This window comes from Methanomicrobia archaeon (assembly GCA_011049045.1).
Taxonomy (GTDB): domain Archaea; phylum Halobacteriota; class Syntropharchaeia; order Alkanophagales; family Methanospirareceae; genus JACGMN01.
The window spans coordinates 18,886-35,301 of the sequence record DSCO01000027.1 but is presented as its reverse complement, the minus strand read 5'-3'; the positions used below and the strand labels follow the sequence as shown (position 1 = coordinate 35,301).

The following is a 16,416-nucleotide window of genomic DNA, read 5'->3' as shown; positions in this document are numbered from 1 at the left end:
TCACTTATATCTTGGTAGACTTAGTACCTAATCAGGCAGCATGGAACTTAAGTCCTGCATCAAGCGATACAAGCGGGGTACGCATCGTGCCGTGCCACCTGCGGAGACCTTGAGCCGCGTGGAGTCGAAGTTGCCTGCCGCTGGTGTCACTGAAGTTACCGACATCACCGGACTTGATCGGATAGGGATACCGGTCTTTATCTGCCGCCGCCCGAGTGCCGCGAGCGGCACGGTGACCGTCCACAACGGTAAAGGAACGACACCAGAAGAAGCTCAGGTCTCCGCGATCATGGAAGCAGTCGAGCGCTGCTCGGCGGAAGTGGGGGACCGCGAGCTGGTAATGGAGAGCTATGCGCGCCTGGAGAAGCGTGAGCATGTGCTGAACCCCAGCAACTTGATTCTCCCCGGTTATGTGCGAGACGTCGAGCACATACGCATTCCCTGGGTAGAAGGGTACGATCTGCTGCAGGATGAATCGATCTACGTGCCGGCCAATGCGGTCTTTCACCCCTTATCGCCACCATACGACCGAAACAGACTGTTCCGCACGAATACGAACGGGCTGGCAGGCGGTAATGAGCTGGAAGAAGCGATCTTTCACGGGCTCGCGGAGGTGATCGAGCGTGATGCATGGTCGCTGGTAGAGGCCACTCGGGATACCGGCCCGCTGGTGCGCGTACCGGATGGCGAGATACGTGCGCTCGTGGATAAATTCCTGAATGTTTCCGTTTCCGTGCTCATACGCGAGATCACGAGCGACGTCGGGGTGCCGACCTTCGCGGCAGTCTCGGACGACGAGCACTTACAAGACCCGACACTGCTCACCATCGGGATGGGCACGCACACGAATGCGAGCGTGGCGCTCAAGCGTGCGATCACGGAGGTGGCACAGAGCAGACTGACGCAGATTCATGGTGCGCGCAGCGGATCGCCCGCAACGGCCATGAACAGGCTGATGGGCTACGAGTGGATGCGCAAGCAGAACCAGCACTGGTTCGAGATGGTGCGGCATGAGGATTTTGCCGCCGCTGCGACGCGATCGCTGGACACCAACGATTTCCGCGAGGACATCAAGCACGTGTTGACGCGGCTCAACGAGCGGGGATTTGAACGGGTGATCGTGGTGAACGTGACGCGTGAGGCGATTGGTGTGCCGGTGGTGCGGGTCATCGTCCCGGGACTGGAGCAATACGGTGTCGACGGCGATCGTATCGGCGAGCGGTGCGCGGCAGCGCGAAGGGCTCGTTCGTCCGTTACAGCATCTTCATAGCTTTTGCCAGGTAACGCCGTCCCGCGGTCACACGAGCACGCATTCTTTGCTGTCAGTCAGTCAGTCGATTAAAAGTAGCCCGAAGAGGACGATTTTCTCGCCCGATGAGGTGAGCACCTCGAGCTCGTAGCCAGCGTCCCGCACCGTTGTGATCACGTCGATCCCACAGGCCTCCATCGCTGGCCGCACCTTGCCCTGGTGCGTGCAGAATCGCTTTGGTACCTGATCCAGCTCAAGGCCTTCGCGTTCCGGCAGGCAGTCCTCACAGTACGTACAGGGCAGTGCAACCATGGCAAACGCCTGGTAATAGCCGGAGAGAAAGGCATACCGCTCCAATTCGAACATCGTGTCGTGCACGATCCGAATCGCATCCCAGAGATAATGATGGATGCGGCGCGGTGGCACGGTCTCGTTCGGTATCGCCTCGAAGCGCGCGACGAGGGCGCGCTCGTAGCACTGGATCAGCCGGCGCGTCTCCTCCACCGAGGGCGTATACGGCGGGCAGCTCAGGTGTTTACCGTATGCCCTGCACCCATACTGGCACTTCCAGCGTACCCAGTCGGCGACCGCAATGATCTCAGTCGGAATGAGTTTGAGATCGGCATGTATGGCCGTCAACCCGTCCATTAAGGTAGCGAACTCTTTCTTCATCTTCGCGCTCCCGGTAGTGGACCGAGACCTGACTCAAGCTGAGCGTTTCTTTTAGCTCTTATTATACAGCTACTGCTCAGGCCTCCAAACCCTGCCTTAGGCCTTCTCAACGTTCTCGGACATGCACGACGGGCAGACGACCTTCTCGCCCAGTGCATCGAACTTATTGCCGCAGTCGTTACACTTGTACCGCTCGACCTGCAACTGCTCAATCTCGAGGTCGAAATCCCCGCCTCCTGCACTACACATTGCGATCACCCACACCTCTTCCGTTACTTGCCTCAAGGGCGCTGCGGGCATATAAGGTTGACGTTCTGGACGGGATTTGAGATTGTTTGCTTTGCACCGTGAGCGGACTTCACGGAACTGCGCCATAGCCACCGCCGCCCGGCGTCTCAATCACCACCAGATCACCCCGCTCAAGCGTCATGGTTACCTTTGCGGGGAGATCCATTCGCTTCCCGTCTCGCAGGAGATAGTTCTGCCCGGCTCTACCATCCGCGCCGCCGTCCAAGCCCTTGGGGGGATAGGTTCGACGATCTGATTGAATGGAGAGCGTCGCGTGATCGGTCAGTATCCGTAGAGCCCGTCGAACACCCCGACCACCGGAGAACCTGCCTGCACCGCCGGATCCCGGTATGAGCTCGTATGCCTCGATCCGCAAGGGATATGCGAGCTCTAAAGCCTCAATCGGTGTATTCGCCGTGTTGGTCATGTGGGTGTGGATCCCGTCCTCGCCGTCTTTGTAGGGCAATGCACCCTGACCACCAGCAATGGTCTCGTAATAGCTGAAGCATTCACCAGAATCTCCGATCCGGCCGCCGATGGCCACATTGTTCATCGTGCCCTGCGATTGCGCGGGTACTGTATGGGGCAGCGCTTTATAGAGGGCGAGGAGAAGAACGTCCACGATCCGTTGCGCGGTCTCGACATTCCCGCTGGCCACTGCTGCAGGGTGTACAGGATTCAGTACCGTTCCCACGGGCACATGGACGGTAACCGGGAGATAGCAGCCATAATTCGGCGGAATTCCTGGATCGGTCACCGCGCGCAGGACATAATAGACTGCAGAGAGCGTTACTGCGTATGGTGCGTTAATATTCCCGGCTCGCTGGCGATCGGTGCCTTCAAAGTCGATCGCGATCGTGTCATCGGTGATGGTCACGGCCACCACAAGCTTTACCGGCGCTCCGGTAATCCCATCGTCATCCAGGACGTCCTCTGCAATGAAGGTCCCGTTGGGCATCGCCATGATTGCGTGCCGCATCCGCCGCTCGCTGTACGCCGTAATACGTTCCGTGAACGCCTGATACGTAGCCCTACTGTATTTACTGATAAGCTCGACCACGCGCCGCTCGCCGAGGTTATTCGCCGCGATCTGCGCCCGTATATCTCCAATACGTTCGGTCGGCGTGCGTGTATTCGAGCGGATGAGCGCGAATACGTCACGATTCTCCTGGCCGCGGGCGACCAGCCTGCAGGGCGGTATGATAAGCCCCTCCTGGAAGATGTCCGTGCTCGTCCCGGGCATTGACCCGGGCGAGATGCCACCGATGTCCGCATGGTGCGCCCGGTTGACCACGTACCCGGCGATTGCCCCGGCAAAAAAGACCGGCTTGAGCACCGTAAGATCAGGAAGGTGCGAGCCACCGTGATACGGGTCATTCACCACGATCTGGTCCCCTTCCTGTAATGCTGGAAACACGGTGATGGCAAACGCAACGGTGAGCGGCATCGCACCGAGATGAACGGGGATATGCTCGGCCTGAGCCAGCATTCTTCCCTGCGCGTCAAAGATCGCGCAGGACGCGTCCATTCGCTCTTTGATGTTTGGTGAGAAGGCCGTGCGCTTCAGCACCGCGCCCATCTCCTCAGGCACGGCGGAAAAGGCATTCTTCAGTAGCTCCAGCAGTATGGGGTTCATCGTCATTCCCTTTCAGTCCGTGAATATCTTCGCTTGACCTTCGTTCATTTTCGCGCACGCACGTATCACGACAAAGCCGCCGGCTCCGTAGCCCGGACGTACGGGCTCTCGCTCATGTATCTCATCCAGGGGGTGATAAATCGTTTGGGAGAACCGGAAACCGGAAAAGCCCACCGCTTTCAACTGGAGCACCACCTCGTCCACGGAATAAAAAGTTGCCAGCCGAAAATACGGATTTTTCTTTCGCTTTTGCTGATACTGCTGCCCCAGCGCGCTCTGTTTATCAATAAGGCCAATGACCAGCCGTCCTCCAGGTTGAAGAACCCGATAGGCCTCTCGGAGTGCTGTCTCGAGCGCTTCGAGGAAACAGACAACGGTAACCATGAGTACACAATCGAACTGTGCATCGCGAAAGGGAAGCGCCTCTGCGAGACCTATAACGAGCTCAAGTCCTCGCCGTCGCGCGAGCTGCCCCCTTGCCCGGGACGGCTCCACGCCTACCGGGATCCCCAGTGGTGCGGCGAAACGCCCGGTGCCCACGCCGATTTCAAGCCCCTTTCTGCATTCCTCCAGCTGTTTCTGCACCGCCAGGAGCTCGGATTCGTACACATACGGGTAACGCTCGAACCAGGTATCGTAGCGTACTGCATGCGCCTCAAACGGCGCTATCTTCTGCATCGCATCGTACGTTCATGCATCTCCAAAGAGGAGATTGGTAAGAGATACGAAACAACTTTTGGATTCGCGTATACTGAGCCACCGCGCCGCGCATCAGCCCGACGCTTACCAGTCACGCTACCGCATTTCGATCACCGTTAAGAAACGCTCCAGCACGGTTACTACCATTCCCCGCAGCTCTTCAAGTCGTCGCAGGAAAATCTCAGGGGTCTGCGGGTCGAAATAGCGCTCGGTGAGATACAGGTCCCGGTTCAACTCGACCTGTATCCAGGGGATAGCACTGCTCCGGGCATGAGTCTGTGAGATGTAGCCACCGAGGAAGGGGGTGTTGAGCGCGACCCTATCGTCGCCGTTACCGTCAAAAACCTGCTGAAACGCGTCTGCGAGCTGCAGCAGCCATGCTCGCGGGCAGGTGAGGGGCCCCTGTGTTGCTGTTTGCCGGCCCTGACCGTCACCGCGGTTGCTCACGCAGATAAGCGGTCTGCGCCTGCCGGAATTATCGCTCGTCGGTGGTGAAACCGGGAGCATACTGTGGCAGTCAAGCGCCAGGCGAAGCTCGTGCTGAGTCATGAGCCGCTCCAGGTTCCTGTGGTAGGGGTAGTAATAGCGTGCCAGCAAGTCATTGACCAGTGCAGCGTCAGGGAACCTGCCCGGTTTGTAAACCGGTTTACCCAGGGCCGTTCGGGTTTTGATGACGCCGTCCTGGTTCGCTGGTGGGCGGTCATCGGGCGCGCGGTTCACGTCAACGATTGAGCGTGCTATAGGGTTCTCGATAACCACCGTTACCTGCTCGCGAAGATTATAGATCTGACGGGTGAAGGGGTCAGTGTCGAAGAAGATATCGCGCGACGTAAGCGCCACGCGGTCACGCACCTCTGGTGGGATAGCATCGCCGCCGTGCGGAATTGAAATCAGGATAGGCAGTCGTGCGCGCATCTGCATCCACCAGCTGTGACCTTCTGCTTCGCACCGTGCTCGGCCAGTCCCGTGCGGAGCACACGAGATAGATCATATAACGTTTAGCGTGTGCCAGCATATAGGTAGAGAGAACCACAGGTGGTGAGGTAGCTCTAATCAAGAGAGGCACTAATAGTGATATTTCCATAGCCGTCCACCCCGAACTGACTATCGGGCGGCACGACCGTGGTCGAGTCCGTTGCAGCTATAATCGCCGGGCCTTCGAGCTCAACGTGCGCGGGCAGCGCCGCGCGCCGGAAGATCGGCGTTCTCTGCCAGCCCTCTTCGAAGAGAACAGCTCTATATACCTCTGGTTTAGCTGCTTTGCCCGCCGGCACCAGAGAGGGTATCGGTTTCGCGCGGGGAACGAGCACGCGCAACCGTATGGTCACCAGCTCAACGGCCTCCGCGGGCATCGCGTAGCCGTAGCGCTTTTGATGTTCCTGGTGAAAACGCGCCCGCGCGTCCGCAACAGTCGTGAAATCTACGTTGAGCTCGTAGCTCTGGCCGAGGTACCGCATATCCACTGACGGTACCAGCGTTGCCTCGGTGAAGGCGATCCCCTGTTCCGCAAGCTCGTGCTCGGCGGCCACGGCAAATTCGTCCAGCGTCGCCTGCACCGCGGCATCCGCTTCTGTATCTCCCGCATGCAGGCGCAGAGGATGGGTGCGACTGTAATCCTGTTGCAGGTCAGAGACGAGAATACCGTAGGCTGAGAAGACTCCGGAGGCGACGGGAACGATTACGGTGGGCAGCCCTAATTCACGTGCCAGTGCCACCGCATGAACAGGGCCCGCACCACCGAACGCGCACAGAGCGAACTCGCGCGTATCAAGCCCGCGCTCCACCGAGACCACGCGCAACGCCTTGATCATATTCGCGTTCACAATCTTCCCGACGCCCAGGATCGTCTCCTCGTATGCGAGTCCCATCTCGTCTGCGAAGCGCTCCACGCGTCGCCTCGCCTTTTCCGCATCCAGGATCATCTCGCCGCCGAGGAAATATGACGGATCGAGATAGCCGCACAGGAGATCGCAGTCGGTGACCGTGACGTCGGCTCCGCCAAGATCGTAGCAGACGGGGCCGGGAACAGCGCCCGCACTCCCCGGGCCGACGCGTAACGCACCGCCTTCGTCGAGCCATGCGATGCTCCCGCCGCCCGCGCCAACCGTGACAACATCAACCATCGGGAGCTTTATCGGGAGACCATTGATGCTACCGTCAGACGTCCAGGATACTGATCCGTTGACGATGGCAGAGACATCCGCACTCGTGCCGCCCATGTCAACGGTTATGAGATTCTTCAGGCCCGTGAGTGTGCACAGGTAGCGTGCCGCCGCAACCCCGCCCGCCGGGCCTGAGAGCAGCATGTTCACGGGCTTATGCTTCATCACTGCCGCCTTAACGACACCACCGTTGGATTGCATGACATAAAACTGCTTCACGCCGTTCTGCCTCAAAAGCTGCTCCATCCTGGCCAGATAGCGTGCAACGATTCGTTTCAGGTACGCGTCCATGACCGTTGTGGACATCCGCTCATACTCACGGAACTCCGGTAAGACCTCGGATGAGCAGGAGACAGAGAAGCCTTCTTCTATAAGTGCATCACGGACCTTGCGCTCGTTTACCGGGTTCAGGAACGAGAACAGGAAGCAGATGGCGAGTGATTCCAGTCCCCATGCGCGCACCTGTTCTGAAACGGCCGTAATCTCCAGTTCAGTGGGCGCTATGAGGAGCTCGCCACGCGATGAAACGCGCTCTGAGATCTCGAAGCAGGCATCCGGAGCGACGAGCTGCGGTGGCCGTCTCGCATCGAGCCGATACAGATCCGCACGCTGCTGCCGCCCGATCGTGAGAATAGCGGCAAACCCCTTCGTTGTGAGCAGGCCGGTCTTCGCGCCCTTGCGTTCCAGTACCGCATTCGTGGCCAGGGTCGTGCCGTGCGAGAACACCGTAGCAGGCGCGCAGCGCGCCAATCCGATCTCAATCGCGCGTTCTGGCTGGTCTGGCGTGGAGGGCACTTTAAAGGTACGCATCCTGCCACCCTCGAGCACCACGAAATCCGTGAACGTTCCCCCGATATCGGTACTGATGGGCATGGCATTCAATCCCCAGATAGAACCTCGCACCATTTGAGGGTTACGCCGCCGCGTGCATTGCCTGAGAATCGAGAAACGGCGTAAACGGCCGAGATCTACCGCCACGCCACGATTGCTGGCTCATTTATATACCTTGCTGTTCTTGCTATAACTACGGCATGCGACAGAAACAGGAATCCCCCGAAGAGCGGCGTGAACGATGGATTGAACGTGAAGCGCGCAAAGCGGACGAGCAGAAGCCCAAGCGAGGGGTCTGCGCGATCTGTGGCAAAGAGGTTGTTGAAGGCGAATACATAGAGTATCAGGGGAGAATACTTTGCGCAGACTGTTATCTGGCAGAATTAGAAGAGAGCGTTGATATCGCCACAGAAGATGGTTGTGGCGCAGGCTGAGTGAGGAGCAGCTAAAAAAGATATGGAAGAGAAGAAATACGCACTACCGATCCCTCGCGGGATCACTACGGGCATTATATTCGAGGCGGCCGAGCGTTTCGGACTGGAGGTTGACCAGGAGGCGCCGCCGGAGGATGCCTTTGATGTCCGAACCGATCTGCCGATCAAGGATTTCGTGCCCCGAATCCTCATACGGGGGGATTCACCCGAGACCGTGATCGCGGCACAGGAATATATCCTCAAGCGGCATGAGGAATGGATCGCGAACCTGGAAGATTGGCGCAAGATGCGCCGCGAGCGTTTCTTGAAGAAGGTGAAGAAATACTGAATCGGGTGCTTCGCTTCGTTTCGTCATACCCTCAGTTCAGTAAATTCACTTTTTACGGCGGCCATATAGAGCCACTGGTCGAAGTAGCCGTTACTTGTTTTGTTCTCCCTGACGGAGGCGTCGAAAAACGGGTGCAAGAGCTCTACCAGGAGTTCCGCCTCCTCTTTGCTCGAGACGGTAAAGAGTACCTTTCCTTTGGTCTTCACGACTTTGGGGACTTCTCTGAGGACGCGTTCCCACATGAAGTTATCGAACGGATTGAGCTTACCGACCATAAACCCGAAGACCAGCTCGAACTCCCGTCCGAAGAATGCAGAGAGGTGCGAGCAGTCGAGGACGATGCTCTTCTTCGGGTCCAGCACGCCCTCTTCCAGGCCCTTGCAGATCTCGCATTTCTCGATATCGATGGTGAGTGGCGATAGCCCCACTTCATGGAGCGCTAGGGTGGCGCCGCCGTCGCCACAACCGATCTCGAGACTCCGGGTGCGCTCTGGCGCATCGATGCCCATCACCTCAAAGAACTCAGTGAGTACCACTTTCAGGGATTCCACGCGATCACGCGGATAGAAGCTCGGGGCCTTCAGCTCGCACGCGCAAAAAAACCGGTTCACCAGGCCGAGTGAGTAATATTCGATCACGGCTTCATGAAAAGCCGCACGATCGACCACCGCGTCGCGTTCCCCGGCACCCGGTATGCCTGCTGCCAGTGCCTCAAACTCAGCCCTCAGGCCTGGATCAGCAAGGACGTCGGTGAAGATCATCCAGAACCCCAGCTCGCGGTCGCGGAGTGCGAGACCGATGAGCACACCTGCGGTATCACGAATACGTATGGCGGACTCAAGGTCTTTATGCTTGATCTTTCCCAGATAGGTGCGAGTCCGCTCGAGCCACTTTTGGGCCGCATAGCTCTCTTCCACCAGAACAACTGAGTCGAGCAACAGAAGTTCATTGAGCTCCATGTTCGTTCGTTAGCCCTCTTCTGAACTTAGGCACGCTTGGAGAAACCGCTCGGACGGATATTCGTGTATCGAGGAGACCACGATCTTTCCCGCGCCATACCGGGCAACAACCAGCACCGGGCACGCACCGGAATCGGATTCCACCGTTAAGACCTCATCCCAGTCATCGGCCAGCGTCTCCAGATAGCCGTCACAGAAACAGACCGGTTGCTCGACGAGCTGTGCAGCCGCATCATCCGTCTTCCGCTCGAGGGGGGCTTGGATATCCTTGCGCACGTACTCGAGCTGCAGTGGCAGCCAGTCATAGGCGGTGCTGTGTGCGAGCGCACCGGAGACCAGCAGCGTACCCCCGTCCCTGACAAAGGCGGTGATCGCCTCACGGTTGGCTCTGAGCGCCGCGAGCATCCCGGAGAAGTAGGAGTTCCCAAAGCCCGCCGGAACGATCATTAATCGGAACGAGCGCCACGAGAAGAACGGTGCGGCGAGATGTTGCGGCTGCACCAGTTTGTACCTGAACCCGTGCTCGCGAAGATACTGCTCATACGGCGTTTCCCGATCCCACAGCAGTGCAATTTCGGCTTCCATCCCTTTACCTGCTTCGCTTCGCTTCGAATCGAATCGAGCGGTTTTTAGAGAGTAACGTACTACTTACTCGTGCTCTTCTGCTGCGAGCTCGCGCAGCGCCCGTTTTACCTTGCTCACAATCTCATCCAGCTTGGACTGGGGCACGCTCTCATGCCGAACAATGCCATCCACGATGTCCATGACCTTGCCCGCGGTCTCGCCCTTTTTGTACTTCGTGCTCACCCCGATCTCTTCGAAATCCGCGAAAGAGACGGGCGATTGACAGAGCACAATGGCTGGCACCTTCACCTTCCGCAAGATAAACCGGACCTTGTAGATGAAATGCACCTTCACGTTCCCGTGATGCAGGATGATGAGCTTGGGCTTATTAAGGATCTCCACCTCTCGTGGCTCGAGGCCGAAAGCGACTCCGTGGCCGCCACTCCGCGGCGCGTCTGCTGGTGTGCCGTCACCGGCGTTCAAGATCAGCTCACCGACGTTGATACCGCGGCTCCGCAATTCGGTAGTGATCTCGCAGACCGGTTTGGGCACGTGTCGATATCCCGGTGACATCGCAACGGCGATCACATCGTTTTTCCAGGCCCTGGCGAAGGTCCCCCGTTGCGCAAGACCACCGCCTATTCCGAGCCCCTGCCCTTTTCTACACGCTACTACTTGCTGCTCCCTTCCCACCGCCATTGCTAAGCTGCTACCTCGCTCTCACTGATGGTTGCCCGCAAATCTTCCAGCTTCACGATTGTGCCCGCCTCCATGTGCGCGATGCGGTCACAGACGTCATAGGCGAAGTCTGTATCGTGGGTAACAATAATAAAGGTCATACCGAGGTTCTCACGGGCTGCACGAATGGAATCAGCCACGTATTTCTTCGTTATCGGATCCATAGTACCCGTCGGCTCATCGAGCACCGCGATCGCCGGCTCCTTCATCATGACCTGCGCGAGCGCGATCCGCTGCCGCTCACCGACGCTCAACTCAGTGTGGGTCTTCGGCAGTATCTCCTCCGCCTTATCTTCACTGAAGCCGACACTCTGGAGCATGAATTTCGCCTTCATGCGCGCGAGCTCAGCGGGAATCCGCAGGCCTATGCAGGTGGTGAGATTCTCTAACACGGTCCGTTCGGGGTATAAGGAGTACTCCTGATGTAACATAGCGACCCGCGCGGCCGCCTGCTCGCCCATGCCCGGGGTCGTCGCGCCCCATGCGATCCATACACCGGTCTCTGCGACTCTGCTCACATCGATCCACCGGTCTCCGACACGTATCTTAACGGATCCGCCGGTGACCGGATCGATCTGGCAGATGATACGGGACAGGCTCGTCTTACCCGCGCCGCTCTTACCCAGGAGCCCGATGATCTCGTTCTCATAGATGGTGAGCGTAACGTCATCCACCGCCTTGACCATGCCGCGCCAGATGGAGTAGTAGTACTTCTTGCAGTGCTCGATCTGAATCTTCGGCTCACCGATCTTCTGGTACTCCTCGCGCTCGATCTCGCTCACCTGCTTCTTGAATGCAGCCACGACTTCCTTCGCATCGCCAAACTGCACCACTTTGCCATTATCGAGCCATAAGACTTTCTCACTCAGTTCCTCAACGACGTACGGCCAGTGCGAGGTGACGATCATGGTCATACCTTCTGCGGTGCTCTCTTTCAGTGCCTTGTGCACGAGCTTCGCGGTTTCAACGTCCAGTGTTCCGGTGGGCTCGTCGGCCAGGAGCAACATCGGATCGAGTGCCAGTTGCCGCGCGAGCACGACGCGCTGCTTCTCGCCACCGCTGAGGTTGGCTGCGGGAAAGGAGATCCGGTGGATCATTCGTACCGCTTTGAGCAGCTCGTAAGCACGCCGGAACCGCTTATCGGCCGGATATTGCCTGCTCTCCAGCGCCTGCAAGACGTTATACATAACGGTGTCGTCGCCGTAGAGCCCGAACGTGCGCTGGAGCATGATCGCCACCGATCGCTTCACCTTCTTCCGAGCTTCTGCGTCCTGCCAGTAGTTCACTTCCTGTAATTCCAGGGTCCCCCCGCATTTCGTGCAGGTCTGGCCAGCCTGGCTCGGTGCCGTTACCCACTCGCAGGAGGGGCACATCGCGACCCGGAAGAAGATCTCGCCCGACGTCGGTGCGTATTCTTCACTGCCGCGCAGCATATGAAGCAGCGTCGATTTACCCGCGCCACTTCTGCCCAGCAAGCCCATGGGCACACCCTCGTAAATATCAAAACTCACGTCATCCAGGGCTTTCACGCCCTCGAACTCCTTGCTTACTCCCCTGATCCTGACCAACGGTTCCTCTTTACCCATGATCCTCGCCCTTTCTCTTTTTTTTTCGTTCCGTATTTGAGTTGTTATTTATAGTGACACTACGGTGAGAAATGGCGCGGCTATTCCTCCGCGCGCCTCAGATCTTCTATCTTCTCCAGTTTACCCTGGTTCATATATGCCACCCGATCACACACAGCCTCGGCAAAATCGAGATCGTGTGTAACGATCACGAAGGTGATCCCCAAATTCTCACGCGCCTTCTGGATGGTCTCGCCGACGTACTTCTTCGTATGCGGATCCATCGTTCCGGTTGGCTCGTCGAGGACCGCGATCTCCGGCTCCTTCATCAACAATTGCGCGATAAGTATTCGCTGCTTCTCACCCACGCTCAGTTCAAGGTGCGTCTTGGGCAGTATCTCCTCGATCTCTTCGTCCGTGAAGCCCACGCCCTGGAGCATGTAGTGCACCTTCATCTTTGCAAGATCGTCAGGCATCTCCAGCCCTATGCCGTGCGTGAGATTCTCCCAGATCGTCAATTTGGGATAGAGGGTATATTCTTGATGCAAGACGCCGACGAAATAGTGCTTCCAGTCGGTCGTGCCGCCGCTGATCACGCCGTCCTTGACGAAAGTCCCGAGATCTGCTTTTGAGGCGTCATACCACTGCTCACCGATGCGTACCCAGGCATGGCCCGCGGTGCTCGGCTCCAAATGACTGACGATCCGCATCAAGCTCGTCTTGCCCGCACCACTATGCCCGACCACCCCGAAGATCTCATTCTCATAAATAATGAACGAGACGTCGTCCACGCCCTTGACAACGCCACGGGACGCGGAGAGGTAATACTTCTTCAAATGTTCGATGCGTATCTTCGGCTCACCGAATTTCTTGTACTCGTCGCGCGCGATCGCACCCACTTCTCGCTCGAAGTCGTCGATGATCTTTGCGGTATCGCCATACTCGACCATTTCGCCTTTATCGAGCCAGAGCGTCTTCTTCGCCAATTCCCGGATCACATACGGCCAGTGCGAGGTAACCACAAAGGTGGTGCCACCCTTCGTGCTCTCGAGCAGGGCTTTGTGCACGACGCGTGCCGTCTCATGATCGAGTGTCCCGGTGGGCTCGTCGGCCAGGAGGAGAATAGGCTGCAGCGCCATCTGTCGTGCAAGCACCATGCGCTGCTTCTCACCACCGCTGAGATCGCGGGTCGCGGGCATATTAGCACGATGCAACATCTTTACAGACTCCAGGATCTCGTAGGCACGTTTCAGCCGTTTGCTCTTCGGGTAGCCCGCGCGCTCCAGGGCCTCGAGCACGTTCCAGACGACACCCTCGTCACTGTAGAGTGCGAAGCTCCGCTGGAGCATGATCGCAATCGCAGATTTCAACAGGCGCTGCATCTGATAATCCTGCCAGAAATTAACTTCCTGGAACTCGAAGACGCCGCCGCACCGGCTGCAGGTCGTACCGACGAAGCTCGGGCCTTCGACCCAGGAACAGGAAGGGCAGATAGCAATCCTGAAGATAATCTCACCGCTGTCAGGTTCGTATTCCTTGCTGCCCCGCAACATACGAAGTAATACTGATTTGCCCGAACCACTTCTCCCGAGCAGCCCCAGCGGCTCTTTCTCTCGTATGTCGACACTGACATTACTCAGCGCGGTCTTACCCTCAAACGACTTACTCACACCGTTTATTTTAATAAAAACTTCACTCTCATCGCCCATTTCTTTTCCGCCCCCTGCCCTCGCACGTTGCTACTCCGTTCCTCTTCTTGCCAGAGCACCACATACCTTTTGCCGCTCGCAGCATATAAAATTGGACTATTTAATTATATCTCCCGGGGTTTTTTAAGGTACTGCTCAGCAGCCTTACCGTTTTACCGCTTTTTCTTCAACACGAGTATATCGGGCCGTGGCGGCGCTTTCGAGCCCGCAAACTCGCGCTTGCAGCGCTCGCACAAGTGCCGTGTGGTCAAGATCACGACCTCCTCGCTCCCCGGTAACTTCCGCGCATAGATGAACTCCGGCTTCACCTCCACCGACGCGCTGATCTCCTCGAGCAGTGTCGTGATCTTCTCCCTGAAGACCTCGACCGCATCGACCTGGAGACCCCGGAGATCAGCGGCAAATCCGGTGCACCCGCAGGCCATACCGAAGACCTTCGCCTCGGGCACAAACACGTTCCCGACCATTTTCCGTAGCTCAGCCTCGAGCTTCGTCCTTCCGTCTGTTATCGTCTCCGTCACTTTTTCTGCACCTTCACCACGTTCGTCGTCACCGCATCACAATACTGGCAGGTTTCACAGATCTTCCTGCACGTCTGCCACTGCTGGATGCACCCTGCCAAATGCTCGTTATCCAGATAAAAGGTATAGCTCAGCTCTGCGGGGCAGTCAATGAGTTCGAGGAGATTGCCCTGATACGACCGGTGGGCATAGGCGCGCATGCAATTGATGATCCAGTTCACCGCGTTTGCCCTGCCCGCGATCTTGAAATTATCGATCCCCAGCGCCTCGTACTCCTTCAGGTCCTCAGGACGTATCCACGGCGACCTGATGAGTTGTGATGGGTCGCGCACCCGGATAGAGATGCACTTATCGAAGTAGTAATCGCTGAAGATGTTCGCGGATTGCGCGCTCATGAGCGGTGAGCGCGATGAGGTAATATGGGAGAAGAGGTTGAAGTGCGCGTGCCGGAAGGGGCATTTGTAGAGGCAGCCCTCGTTCACGAGCACCTTGATCTTGCACCGAACCGCCTTCAGGATCGCTTCGAGGATCGTGAAGTTACGGTTGATGTTCGTATCCACCGCGATGGTATCGGCCCCGAGCCCCTCGAAGAACTCCACACGCTGCGGTGAATCCACGTGCGCAATGCAGGATACCACTGTCTCCATCGGATACTCGCGGAGCAGCTCAATGAGATACGGCTCCGCGACCGTCACGCCGTCGACGTCCGCTTTGTTCAGCTCTTCAAAGTACCAGGTGAAGAGCTTGTAGCCCGCGTGTGTCAGGTGATAGCCGCCCAGGCATGAGGGATTGATCACGATATTCAACTTGATGTCGTGCTGGTGCGCATACTCGGTCTGGGCTTTGATGTCGGAGATGCGTGCGGAATGGAGCGTTGCGCGCCCGCTGCCGATCACCTCTGGCGCCCCGGCCATATAGACCTCACTGACCGCGTTGAGACCTTCCGCCTCCTTCACCTCAATGATCTCCTGTAGCGCTTCGATATGACCGGGGTGGGGCACATGGAGTTTCATTTGAGTATCATCACCGCCTCTTTTGTCAGCCGCTCGCAGTAGCCACACTCGTTACAGATCTTCTTACAGGACTTCCAGTGATTGATGCTGTCACTGAGCTTTTTATTGTCGAGATACAGCAGGTAGCGCAGCATTTGAGGACAGTCGAGGATATCGAGCACGTTGCCGTCGAACGAGCGCTGGGCGTAGTACCGCATACAGTCAATGATCCAGTTCACCGTTTTCGTCCGTCCGGAGAGTTTGAAATCCGTAATGCCGATCGCTTCGTATTCCGCGAGATCTTCGGGCCGAATCCAGGCGGACTTCACGATCTGCACGGGGTCACGCAGCCGGAGTGAGATGCACTTATCGAAATAGTAATCAGGCGCCCAGAGCGGTGTCCGTGGTTGATTGAGACTCGAGAGATGCGAGGCAAGATTGTAGTGCGAATATCTGAACGGGCAGCGATAGATGCAGCCCTCGTTCACGATCAGCCGCACACTACAGTTAACCGCATTCACGATCCCTTCCAGGAGATCGAAGTGGCGGTTGATGTTCGTATCCACGGTGATCATATCAGCCCCGAGCTCGTCGAAGAACCGGGCACGCTGTGGCGATTCGACATACGCTAAGCAGGACACGACGGTCTGTATAGGGTAGTCACGGAGCAGATCCACAAGGTAGGGCTCCGCGACCGTCACCGCATCAACGCCCGCGTTGTTCAGCTCCCTGAAGTACCAGGAGAACATCTTAAAGCCCTCGAACGAGAGATGGTGCCCGCCCGTGCAGGTGGAGTTCATCGTGAGGTTCATCTTGATCCCATGCTCGTGCGCGTACTCAGTCTGCTCGCGAATCTCGTCAAGCAGGGGTGCATGGAGCACGCCACGACCGCTCCCCATGACGTCCGGGGAGCCGCCCATGAAGACCTCGTCCACCTCATCCAGGCCCTCCGCCTCTTTCACCGCGATAAGCTCCTGCAACGCGGCGAAGTGCCCGGGATGCGGAATTTTCAAGCTCACCATCGCGCTGATTACCAGTAAGCACGCGCTCGTTAATAAGTATTTGACCT

17 protein-coding genes are annotated in these 16,416 nt (G+C 57.6%); 3 read left to right on the top strand and 14 right to left on the bottom strand.

Translation table 11 applies throughout. The features are described 5' to 3' along the window. The first annotated feature begins 40 nt into the window (after positions 1-40). On the top strand, positions 41-1,270 hold the full coding sequence (locus ENN68_03055) for a YcaO-related McrA-glycine thioamidation protein (protein HDS45067.1): 1,230 nt from the start codon (positions 41-43) through the stop codon (positions 1,268-1,270). 60 nt (positions 1,271-1,330) lie between these two features. Here ENN68_03055 and ENN68_03050 read toward each other — a convergent pair whose 3' ends face one another. From ENN68_03050 to ENN68_03025, 6 genes are all read right to left on the bottom strand, one after another. Then, positions 1,331-1,921: a DUF2284 domain-containing protein gene (locus ENN68_03050; protein HDS45066.1), complete on the bottom strand. Its 591-nt coding sequence runs from the start codon at positions 1,919-1,921 to the stop codon at positions 1,331-1,333. 96 nt (positions 1,922-2,017) lie between these two features. Then, positions 2,018-2,170 carry a zinc ribbon domain-containing protein gene (locus ENN68_03045; GenBank protein HDS45065.1) on the bottom strand — a complete coding sequence of 51 codons (153 nt, stop codon included), beginning with the start codon at positions 2,168-2,170 and terminating at the stop codon, positions 2,018-2,020. A gap of 109 nt (positions 2,171-2,279) precedes the next feature. Beyond that, positions 2,280-3,845, bottom strand: a complete 1,566-nt coding sequence (locus ENN68_03040) for a hydantoinase B/oxoprolinase family protein (protein HDS45064.1) — start codon at positions 3,843-3,845, stop codon at positions 2,280-2,282. A 12-nt stretch (positions 3,846-3,857) separates the two neighbouring features. After that, a complete protein-coding gene (locus tag ENN68_03035) occupies positions 3,858-4,523 on the bottom strand; it encodes an SAM-dependent methyltransferase (GenBank protein ID HDS45063.1) in 666 nt (221 codons plus the stop codon). 117 nt (positions 4,524-4,640) lie between these two features. Further along, the gene (locus tag ENN68_03030) at positions 4,641-5,465 is read right to left on the bottom strand and encodes an N-formylglutamate amidohydrolase (GenBank protein ID HDS45062.1); all 825 of its coding nucleotides are present in this window, start codon (positions 5,463-5,465) and stop codon (positions 4,641-4,643) included. Positions 5,466-5,593: 128 nt separating this feature from the next. Beyond that, positions 5,594-7,612, bottom strand: coding sequence for a hydantoinase/oxoprolinase family protein (locus ENN68_03025; protein HDS45061.1), 2,019 nt, complete (start codon positions 7,610-7,612; stop codon positions 5,594-5,596). A 125-nt stretch (positions 7,613-7,737) separates the two neighbouring features. Here ENN68_03025 and ENN68_03020 point away from each other — a divergent pair, with 125 nt between their 5' ends. Together ENN68_03020 and ENN68_03015 are read left to right on the top strand one after the other, a co-directional pair. After that, a complete protein-coding gene (locus ENN68_03020; GenBank protein HDS45060.1) occupies positions 7,738-7,971 on the top strand; it encodes a hypothetical protein in 234 nt (77 codons plus the stop codon). Positions 7,972-7,993: 22 nt separating this feature from the next. Continuing rightward, positions 7,994-8,299: a hypothetical protein gene (locus ENN68_03015; protein ID HDS45059.1), complete on the top strand. Its 306-nt coding sequence runs from the start codon at positions 7,994-7,996 to the stop codon at positions 8,297-8,299. A gap of 23 nt (positions 8,300-8,322) precedes the next feature. Here ENN68_03015 and ENN68_03010 read toward each other — a convergent pair whose 3' ends face one another. The 8 genes from ENN68_03010 to ENN68_02975 form a co-directional block, all read right to left on the bottom strand. After that, on the bottom strand, positions 8,323-9,258 hold the full coding sequence (locus ENN68_03010; GenBank protein ID HDS45058.1) for a class I SAM-dependent methyltransferase: 936 nt from the start codon (positions 9,256-9,258) through the stop codon (positions 8,323-8,325). Positions 9,259-9,267: 9 nt separating this feature from the next. Continuing rightward, positions 9,268-9,843, bottom strand: a complete 576-nt coding sequence (locus ENN68_03005) for a hypothetical protein (GenBank protein HDS45057.1) — start codon at positions 9,841-9,843, stop codon at positions 9,268-9,270. Between the two features lie 63 nt (positions 9,844-9,906). Further along, positions 9,907-10,521, bottom strand: coding sequence for a methyl-coenzyme M reductase I operon protein C (gene mcrC, locus ENN68_03000; protein HDS45056.1), 615 nt, complete (start codon positions 10,519-10,521; stop codon positions 9,907-9,909). A gap of 2 nt (positions 10,522-10,523) precedes the next feature. After that, positions 10,524-12,146: a methyl coenzyme M reductase system, component A2 gene (atwA, locus tag ENN68_02995; protein ID HDS45055.1), complete on the bottom strand. Its 1,623-nt coding sequence runs from the start codon at positions 12,144-12,146 to the stop codon at positions 10,524-10,526. A gap of 80 nt (positions 12,147-12,226) precedes the next feature. Then, the gene (gene atwA, locus ENN68_02990) at positions 12,227-13,834 is read right to left on the bottom strand and encodes a methyl coenzyme M reductase system, component A2 (GenBank protein HDS45054.1); all 1,608 of its coding nucleotides are present in this window, start codon (positions 13,832-13,834) and stop codon (positions 12,227-12,229) included. A 152-nt stretch (positions 13,835-13,986) separates the two neighbouring features. After that, positions 13,987-14,355: a hypothetical protein gene (locus tag ENN68_02985; protein HDS45053.1), complete on the bottom strand. Its 369-nt coding sequence runs from the start codon at positions 14,353-14,355 to the stop codon at positions 13,987-13,989. After that, a complete protein-coding gene (locus ENN68_02980) occupies positions 14,352-15,368 on the bottom strand; it encodes a U32 family peptidase (GenBank protein ID HDS45052.1) in 1,017 nt (338 codons plus the stop codon). Before ENN68_02980 ends, ENN68_02985 begins: the two co-directional genes overlap by 4 nt. Continuing rightward, positions 15,365-16,369 carry a U32 family peptidase gene (locus ENN68_02975; protein HDS45051.1) on the bottom strand — a complete coding sequence of 335 codons (1,005 nt, stop codon included), beginning with the start codon at positions 16,367-16,369 and terminating at the stop codon, positions 15,365-15,367. Before ENN68_02975 ends, ENN68_02980 begins: the two co-directional genes overlap by 4 nt. Positions 16,370-16,416: the final 47 nt, after the last annotated feature.